The sequence below is a fragment of the Nonomuraea sp. NPDC059007 genome (assembly GCF_042740555.1).
Classification (GTDB): domain Bacteria; phylum Actinomycetota; class Actinomycetes; order Streptosporangiales; family Streptosporangiaceae; genus Nonomuraea.
The window spans coordinates 49,395-58,825 of sequence record NZ_JBHYJD010000061.1 but is presented as its reverse complement, the minus strand read 5'-3'; the positions used below and the strand labels follow the sequence as shown (position 1 = coordinate 58,825).

The 9,431-nt window shown below is 64.4% G+C and carries 4 protein-coding genes; 1 reads left to right on the top strand and 3 read right to left on the bottom strand.

The window, feature by feature from the left end; translation table 11 throughout:
- Positions 1-313: 313 nt before the first annotated feature.
- A complete protein-coding gene (locus ACFWY5_RS50885; RefSeq protein ID WP_379639323.1) occupies positions 314-583 on the bottom strand; it encodes a hypothetical protein in 270 nt (89 codons plus the stop codon).
- Positions 584-836: 253 nt separating this feature from the next.
- Here ACFWY5_RS50885 and ACFWY5_RS50880 point away from each other — a divergent pair, with 253 nt between their 5' ends.
- Entirely contained in the window at positions 837-3,629 is a 2,793-nt protein-coding gene (locus tag ACFWY5_RS50880; protein WP_379639322.1) for an NACHT domain-containing protein, read from the top strand.
- On the opposite strand, the gene ACFWY5_RS50875 is transcribed toward ACFWY5_RS50880, so the two are convergent.
- Both ACFWY5_RS50875 and ACFWY5_RS50870 read right to left on the bottom strand, forming a co-directional pair.
- Positions 3,611-6,355: a DUF499 domain-containing protein gene (locus ACFWY5_RS50875; RefSeq protein ID WP_379639321.1), complete on the bottom strand. Its 2,745-nt coding sequence runs from the start codon at positions 6,353-6,355 to the stop codon at positions 3,611-3,613. The two genes, ACFWY5_RS50880 and ACFWY5_RS50875, sit on opposite strands and share 19 nt — an antisense overlap.
- Positions 6,356-6,595: 240 nt before the next feature.
- Entirely contained in the window at positions 6,596-9,415 is a 2,820-nt protein-coding gene (locus tag ACFWY5_RS50870) for a hypothetical protein (protein WP_379639320.1), read from the bottom strand.
- Positions 9,416-9,431 lie beyond the last annotated feature (16 nt).

Genomic DNA, 9,431 nt, shown 5'->3' with positions numbered 1-9,431 from the left:
GGCCCAGAACCCGCTCCCGCGGACACTTACCGCTTAACCTGCAGAAACAGGATCACGCGAAGATCGATTCATACACCACGTCCGTGGACGTGACCCGGGGCCGGAACCGTTGTTCGCAGCCTCACTGGTTTCCTGCCAATGCTCAAGCGCCTGGTCAAAAAGGCGGCGGAGATGGTTTGCGCACGCGTTGACTCGTTCGCTGAGGACTGAGACCTCGTCATCGAAGTCATCAGCGTCGTCGGATCGGGCAGGCTCGCGCATAGGTAGCCGATCTTCAGGTAGGGTCGGGATCTCCGCGCCGCACGATACGGAATCACCCTCTCCATTCTTGATCTCGGCAAACTTGATTAGGTACTCGAGATCGTCTTCGACATCCTCCTCCGAAGAGGCCTACGAGTTCGCTCACCGCCTGTTCTACCTGCATGAAGTCGTTCTCAGCGAGATAGTCGTCGATGCTGGACGCGAGTTCCTCGATCTGGCTGTACACCGCACCGAGCTGCTCGTCCAGCCCTGCGATCTCGTTGTCCAGCCGTTCTTCTAGGGCTTCGAGCTCATCGATCCGCCACTGCTGGGGGGTGGCCATGGTTCCTCCAGGATGTGAACACTGGATGCAAAATCTACTGGCTGCGGCGTGCCGGGGTGGTGCGGGTCCCGCGCCGACCATCTCTACGTTCCCTGTCGATCCAAGCGCTACTGTGTACTCCAAGCTGGCCGACGCGTGGCTCCATAGGCATTGACATGCCATTGGCGTAGCCAATCTTCCGCTGGAGGTTGACCATGGATGGGGTGCCACCGGTTCGACGGACAACGGTGTACACCTGGGAGAGCTTGATCTGGTGAACTTTGATCTGGATCGCCTCGGTTGGCGCGAGTTCGAGCACCTCACTCAGGCTCTCGCGTTGAGGTTCGTTGGCCGTAGCGTACAGCCCTTCGGCGACGGCCCCGACGGTGGACGGGAGGCGTCATTCGAGGGTGAGTGCACGCCGCCCCTCGTTGGATCCGCCCCGTGGGCCGGATACGGCGTGCTCCAGGCCAAATTCCGGGTAGACCCTCCGGCGAGCCGAGAGGAAAATGCCAGCTGGCTGAAGTCCCAGCTGCGGAGCGAGCTGAAGGAGTGGTCCAACCCGGCCAAGAATCGGGTGACAAAGGGCAGGCTTCCCGAGTATCTGATCGTTGCGACCAATGTGAAGCTCTCGGGTAGCCCCGGAACTGGCGGCAAAGACGTAATCGAAAGGGTCCTTCGTGACCACGCCGCGGTCGTGCCATTGAAGGGCTGGGACCTCTGGGATTACGACAAGATCTGCCGACTACTCGACACCGCGCCACGGCGGATCGCCGAGAGGTGGGCCCACCTGATCACCCCAGGGGATGTCTTGGCCAGGGTCTTGGAGCAGCTGAACCCACCTTTCGCCGAGGTGATGGCGGGGCAACTGGCCAAAGACCTGCTGGCAGAACAATGGGTGCGGTTGACCGAGGCGGGCGCACCCGACAACCGCAAGCTCACGCTTGGTCAGATAGTCACCGACGTACCTGCCCGCTACGAGGACCGGGGGGTGATGGCGGTGACCCAGCTCTTGGAACTGGCCCATCCCTCAAGGACCGCTGGCGTTGTTGTGCGCGGCGGCCCAGGTCAGGGCAAGAGCACCCTCAGCCAGCTATTGTGCCAACTTCACCGGGCGGCGCTGCTGATGGACCATCCCGCTCAAGCCATCGGACCACAAGCCGCGACGCTACGCGACGTCTTCGTCAGTCAGCTGAACACCATCGGCCTGTCGCTGCCTCGGTCCCGTAGATGGCCCGCTCATGTTCGGCTGCATGCCTACTCCGACGCGCTCGTCAAGGAGCCGCACCTCTCGCTCCTGCAATACCTTGCGACGACCACGATCCGCGATCCCGGCAGCCGCCTTACCAAGCAAGACATGAGCAACTGGTTAGGCTCCTGGCCATGGCTGCTGGTGCTCGACGGCCTAGATGAGGTGGCTCATCCAGACTCCCGCGACCTGTTGCTCAGCAGGCTGAGCGACTTTCAGGTCGACGCCGCAGCGGCGGGGGCCAACGTATTCACCGTGGTCACCACCCGCGACCAGGGGTATTCGCCGGTAGAGCCGCTGGACGGCCTGCCTGAGCTACACCTGCGGCCGTTCTCCGTGACGCAGGCCGTGCGGCTGGCCGAGCGCCTGGCCCACGCCCGGCATCCGGGCGATGACTCGCACGTGGAGATCCTGGTACGGCGGGCCGAGCAGGCAGCCGAGCACGCGGTGACGGGCCGCTTGATGCATTCCGCACTCCAGGTCACCATCCTCTCCCTGTTGCTGGAACAACGTCCCGAGCCGCTGAGCGACCGGTACAGCCTCTTCAGCGCTTACTACGACGTCGTCATTCGCAGAGAGGCGGCCAAGGGCACCCCTGATGCGCGTGCACTGAGTGAGAGCGAGGCACATGTCGGTGTCCTTCACCGGCGGGCCGGGCTGACACTCCAGGTTCGCTCGGAGCGTGCGGGTGAGGCCGGCGCCACGTTCACCATGGCCGAACTGCGGGCGCTGGCGCTCCGACGACTACAGGAGGAGGAGTATCCGGACGAGGATGCTCAACAGCTGGCCAAGGAGATAATCCGTCTGGCCACGACTCGCCTTCCCTTCCTTGACGGAGCCGCCGACCGCTACGGATTCGCCGTGCGTAGCATCCAGGAATTCATGGCCGCCCGCGCGCTGGCAGCACGGGACGGCGCCCTGGACTCAGTCATGGACAGGCCCGATCTCAGTGATCGCCTGCTTCCGCTCATCCCCTCCGACCACTGGCGGCACACCTGGCGGCTGGTCGCGGCGGAGTTGTTCCATCGCGAGGAGTCGCGTGACGAGCTGCTGGCGCTCATGGCCGAGGCTGACACGCATTCGCCGCTCGCGGCCAGGGTCCGGCCAGGCGCGAGGCTGGCGCTTGACCTGTTGGAGGACGGCATCGCCGAAGTCTCGCCCCGTTTTCGCAAGCGGCTGGCAATACGGGCACTCGACCTGCTGCCGCTGCCGCCGGACCGTTCGGTCCTGCGGCTGGCCAGAGTTTTGCTGCCTGTGGCCGAGATCGCACATCGAGTGATCGATCAGGCTAGCCTCGGCTCGATCGAGGGACTCACCGCGACCGTGGTCCTGGCCCAATGGGCCAGCGAGCGCGGAGAGGTCGCCGCCACAGCCAGGGAACGTCTACGCGAGCTGACTGATAATTCGACCTCGACGCGGCGCGCCGTAGCCGTGAGCCTGGCCGCGCACTATCCCTACCCAGCGCTACGCCCTCTGCTCTCGTTGGCGTCCGTCACGCTGCCCGGAACCACCCTCGCCGAGGAGCTCGAGCACCTGATGTCGCAGGGACTTCCGGTGGAACTGCGCGGCCCGCTGCATGCCGTGAAGATCCGGAAAGAACGGCGGGACGGGGTCGCCATTCTCATGGTGGACCGGTCGAACATGCCCGACTTGGCCGGCCTCAGTGAGATCCTCTCCTCGGAAGGAACCTTGGAGGTGCTGCTGCAAGCTGCCGAGGTGATTAAACCGAGCACCTGGCCGCTGCGGGCGTTGATCTACCAGATGTTCGGCGAGTGGTTGCAGCGCCGGCCTGTCGGTGATCAGCTCGGTCTGCGGTAATCCTGCATCGTCACCCGCAGCCCAGCCTGGTCGGCGAGGTCGGCGATAGCCTGCGCCTGCGCGTTATCGACCACCAGCTGGACTTGCATGTTCACCTGTGACACGTGTCCGCGGTCGATGGAATCCCAAAGTTTGCGCAGGAACGTGCCGAGTGGCTCGGCGGCTGAGGTGTCTTGCCTCAGTTCCTTTTGAATGATGATGCCCAGCCGCTTCTCAATCGCCGAACCGGGCGGCTTCGGACCCGGGTCAGGTCGGGGGTCGGGACCGGGGGTTGGATTGGGGTCCGGCCGGGGATCAGGATCAGGTATTGGTTCGGGGTGTCGCGGTGGCGCAAGCTTGAGCGACTCACCGAGCGAGATGTCTGACGGCGCGGTGACGAAGACCTCCTCACCGTCTCCGCGGACCACACGCAACAGGTTCTGCCGCACCGCGTCGAAGATCGCTTGCTTGAGCTCTCTGTCGCCGTACGGCAACAGCGACAGCCGAGGATCCTGCCAGAAAGCGTCCCGCAACTCAGACAGCGGCCGCTCGAAGTCTCGCTCCCGCAGATTGGCGAGCAGCGCCCGATAGGTGAAGTGGTGCTCGGCGTAGACCTTTTGCCGCTCGGCGAGGTTCGCCCACACGTCGCCGCCGTGCAGAGCGCTCTGGGTCTTCGCGTCGTTGGGCGTCAGTTGGAAGTCGACGCACTCCCTACTCATGCCTTCCTCCGCCTGTTGGAGGAAGAAGACGTGCTGGAACCCCCGCCGTACGGTCCCGCGAAATTGTGGCTCGGCCCGCGTCAACGCCTCCGCTGCCTCCATGAGCAATCCAGCGTCCTCCTCCGACGGCGCCACGATGTCGGACACCCGTCGCAGCGCGAGAACCTCCGTGGCGAGATTACGCATCTGCCCCCGTTGCTGTGTGTAGGCAACTGCGAAGATCATGGAAGATGCCCAGGTGAGCGGGATCGGCTCAGGTCCCAGCCCTAGAGCGGACTCGATCAGCTGGCGGGTGGCCTCCTCCTGACCGTTGCGCATGGTGAGGATGGTCGGATCGAGCACTAGAAGCCGGGTGGTCCTGGGCTGGTCGAGCTCCTTGAGCACATCGGCGACGGCCCGACGGACGTCGGCCTGGCCACGCAGCGCAACGAATGCTGTCCGATCGAAGGGGCCCCTGTCCCTTTTGAGCTCACTCCCGACCGTCTCCGCGATCAGAGCGTCTCTTTCTTCCTCCAGCACACTGCCGCGCAGGCTCCGCAGCAACGCGGGTAGGCGGTGCCTGAGACTGAGGTAGTAGTGAGGGCGGGTATGCCGTGTCCCTGCGATCCGATCGGCTGTGGCCAGGCCACGCTCATTGTCGACGACCTCGCTGATGACCCCTTCTGCTTCCGTGGCGGAGAAGAGTGCGTCAGGTACGGCGAGCGCCGCCGCGATCTCGACATCGGAGGCGCCATGCCGACTGCCGCGGCTGGGGACTATCGAAGTGATGAACAGCACAGTCGCCGCACGTTCGGCCACCCTGGGGTTGTGATCATGCCAGAGCGTGAGCTTACGACCCTGGTCCAGCAGGTGCGCGGTCCCCTTGGTGCCGGTCACGTCGATAATGTCAGTCTGGAGCAATGATCGGTAGTTCGCTCTAACCTTGATATCAGGGATAAGGCCAGAGTCGAGGATCTGCTCACGGGTGGTGCTGTCAGAAAGCGGAAGATCGCCGAGGCCGATCAACACTGGCGCCCACTCTCCAGCGGTGGGACGGCGCGCCAGAGCATGGACGGCCGCAGCAAAGATCTTGATGGTGGAGCGAACCTTCTGGAAGCCAGAGTGTTTGGCCCACTCCTCCTCGGCCATTGCCATCAACTGGGGATGGAAGGGATAGCAGCGCTCGACATGGGCCGGGAAGTCGACGAGCCAACTGGCGTTCAACGGCTCGAGAACCCGCGAGCGCCAATTTACGTCGGCGAGGATGGGCTGGAACGCCTCGACCGCCGCGCGCACCGCCCCGGGCTCGGGTCCTGCCTCGAACAGGCGCCGCCGCAGGATGTCGGCGAAGTCGCCGGGCTCGTTGACGATGTAGGTATTGCCATTGCGCCGCAGGTCACCCTCGATCTGGCCGCGCTCCTGATCGAACTCCTTGCTGAGCGCGGTGGTGTCATGCTCGGACCGGATCATAACGATCACGGCAGCGCAGTTGGGGGTGGCGGCTACCGCCTCGCTCAACGCACGCAGGAAGGCCAGGTCATTCTGCGCGAGGCCTGGGTTATTCTCTTTGACGCTGTCGAGGGCTTGGAAGTAGTTGAGTATCTCGTCGATGATGATCAAGACCGGTCGTCCCACCGATCGGATGGCGCGTGAGATCTCCGCCTTACTGCTGAAGTACGGCTGGTAGGCCTCGTAGGCGTCGCCCTCGCCGAGCAGCCGATGGAGGAAGCGCTCGTAGAGCGTGTAAGCCACAGGCCCGTCTAACTCGGGGACGGGCGCGCCGGGCGTCATGCTGTCGCAGGACAGCACCACGATATGCGGATTACCCAGGGATAGCGGGAGATCAGGGTAGCGCTCGCGGGCGCCCGCCAGCGTCTTCTCCCCAATGGAGGTCTGCCAGAACTCAACGGGGGACTTGGCCATATGGTAAGCGCCAATGCAGGCGTGGGATTTGCCGCCACCCATACCCTGGTCGAGTTGGAAGACAGGCTTGTCCACATTGATGTTCGCGCCAAGCTTGAGCGCGATACGCCTGAGGAACTCGGTCAACTGGATGGTCGGATGAGTTATTTCCCCATAATGGGACACAGCCGCATATGAGGGACGATTCTCTCCTCGGTGATGGGCCACTCGGTCGAGTGACACCTCGATATCGTCCACAGATCCGGAGCTGTCGAGAATTTCCGGGCGCAAATGAAGCGCCCGCCACCATGCCTGCCCGATCTTTTCTGACACCATGTCACTCCCGACGACTAGTCACCACCGTCGATCTTGCCGATTTTCTGGCGTTCAGAACAGTCCTTCTTGTGTATCGGATTGCTTTCTCATGGTGGTTCGACGGCGAACCGGCGCCTCGGGCCGGCCCATGACGTGTTGCTCCACTGCCGAGCGCTGAAGGGGCTCGCGGTTGCGGTTCAGCCATGACCATGCCGCGAAGTCGGGATCCGGATGCGGGAACATGCTCTCGAGGAACGCCAGCGCAGCCCAGAGCTGCTCGTCGGGCTCGAGCTTCCCCGCGGTGGCCAGCACCGCGCCGACCGCGTCGATGCCGTCGGTGTAGGCCGCCGCCATCGCAAGCGCGACGTCGATCGTGGGCGAGTCAGGACCGACAGTGATCGCCGCCTGACTAGCGAGAGCGAACCTGACGCCTTTAGGCTCCTGAGCGATCAAGTTCCGCACGTCGCCCGGCGAAAGGTCCGCGGCCATCAGCTCCCACCCCAGGTCCGCCTTGGACCGCAGGTCACGCTTGAAGACCCGCACCCACCAGAGCGCGAAGATTGTGCGGGAGTCGAATTCCTCCAGCCTCAGCGAGTCGACGGGGACGGCGGATACCTCGCGTACGGCGCGGCGCGCGATGTTCAAGAACCGGTCCAGCCCCGCCTTCTCCCCCCGGTTGTCGAGGATCTCGCGATAGCGGCCCACCACCTCCATGGCCGGGCCCACGGAGGCCATGAGCATGTCGGTAATTGCCAACCCCGAGCGTAGCCACAGGCTTATCCGCTCCTTGATCTCCGCCTTGATCTGGCTTTCCACGGCGGCCTGACGGCCCACGCCACGGTCCGACGCGGCCTTGCGGCATGCAAGCGTCACGGTAGTGACGATGTTGGCCGAGCCCGCGCCGCCTCCTCCCGCCTCCGTCTTTGCCGGCCATGAACCTGTGACGACCAGCTCCGCCTGTGTCAGGGCGCTCAGCATGCGCAACCACACGTCCCGATCGCCGGAGCCGAACACGATAGTCACCACGCCGTCCGGTGAGACCACACGGGCCATCTCCGCGTAGGCGCGCTCGATCATCTTCGAGTAGTGGGTGCGGTCGCGGTGGTCGCCTGCAGGCACGCCGCCGCGCTTGATGATGATCTCGTCGTCCTTCTCCTGCACGCCGTCCGGGTGCAGCGACATGGCGAACTCTGGGTCAGCCATGGCCATGGCGCGCTTGGCCCAGACGTAGAACAAGTCGGAGGAGTCGCTGTAGTCGATCATGTCGTCATAGGGTGGGTCGGTCACCACGGCGTCCACCGAGCCTTCGGCGAAGGAGAGCGCGACCGCGGTGCCCCGTTCGATATGACCCGGGGTGGCGCTGGCCCGTGTACGGATGTTTCTAAGCGTGGTGACGGTCTTCTTAGCCAGCGAGCTCCACGACCCAGGGCCGTCGGACAGGCCGCTCTCGAACCAGTCGTAGGAGACAGTGACAGCCGACTGGTTGACGAAGATATCGCCGACCCCGTCACGACCAACCTCCAGACGGGCTCCCCGAGTGGAACGGCGGATTTTCCGCATCATCACAGCCGTGGCATAGCCTGCCAGGACCTTGACGTACTCGGGTGATTGCTCTGCCGCCTGACACTCTGCTGAGACCTCGTTGATGGCACGCGCCAGCCGGACAAGGCCCAGGGACTGACGTGCCTCACAGAGGTCGCCGTAGGTCGTGTCGCCGTAGTTGACCGACTGGATTGTCCAGGTGTTGCCTGGCGGGATGCGCTCGTCGGGACAAGCAGGCAGGAAGCCGAATGGTTCTTCCTTTTCCAGCGCCAGGGCCGCCCGCTTGGCCGCCTCAATCTCCTCAGGCTCCGGCTTACGAAAGACCTTCAGGCCGTTTTCGTCGATGTCGGCGGCGATCAGGAGCGCGTCCCTGCGCAACCCCTGCTTGCTCAGCCGGGTGTGTACGGCCTTGGGGTGGGTGTGAGCGCAGAAGGGACAGACGGCGATCTTGCCTTCTGAGGCGTACTTGCTGCGTCCGGCCAGCTGCCTGGTGGGCTGACCCGAAGGGCCCCCGTCGTGCGGGACGGCGCGGAAGGTGCCTGCCTCGTGGTCCACCTCGATACGGAAACTCTGCCCCAGGTCCTGGAACGTGTGCCCGTCCCTGTCCTTGCGTTTGCCAGGCAGCCGTAACTTGAGCTCGCCGACCAGAGGAAATCTACGTCCGCAGTTGTCGCACGGCAGTGTGGAGGCCCAGAGGTAGCCCCACGGATAGGAGCGATCCGTGTTCAGGGGATAGAACTCGGCCATCGATAGTCGGAAACGAATGCCCACCTCGGAGAGGAACAACTCCACATCGTCTACGAGACGATCCGGGTGTTTGCTCCTGGCACGGCGGCGCGGTATCTCTGCGTCGGAGAAGAGCGCTCCAGTGTCCTCGGCGGGTGCACGGGCCGCTGGCCATGTGTACGGCAGCGCAGGCTCGCTACTCCAGTCCTGGAAGGGTGCCTCGGCCAGCAGCCAGCCACCCAGCGTGGCGAAGGGAGAGTAGTCGATGCCGTATGCCCGGGTACGCAACCTGGACGCCTCGAGCGGAATCATCGCCCGCCCAGAGAAGGGGTCGAGCACAGTGGCACCATCGGGGTGAGCCGCGCGGATGGCCGCCTCGACCTCGGTCTGCATGGCGGTATGCCCTTGCAGGGCACCACGCACCAGGGTGCGCAGCCTGTCCTGCTCGGCCTCGGTGTCGGGCCAGGGCAGCAAGCTAGTCAGCACCGCCGCCTTGGCCTGGACTGTGGGCCGTTTGGCGAACCAGACCCACAGGCTGGACTCTGTGTTGCCGCTGCCCCATCCCGTCCCAGCCGCGTCGCTGACTTCGGCACAGGGGAACCAACGCTCGATCATCCGAGGCATGCCGTACTCCTCTGGG

Bases quoted from the DNA above. Each gene is read 5' to 3' on its own strand.
- ACFWY5_RS50885 (WP_379639323.1), bottom strand. From the start codon at position 583: ATGGCCACCCCCCAGCAGTGGCGGATCGATGAGCTCGAAGCCCTAGAA.
- ACFWY5_RS50870 (WP_379639320.1), bottom strand. From the start codon at position 9,415: ATGCCTCGGATGATCGAGCGTTGGTTCCCCTGTGCCGAAGTCAGCGAC.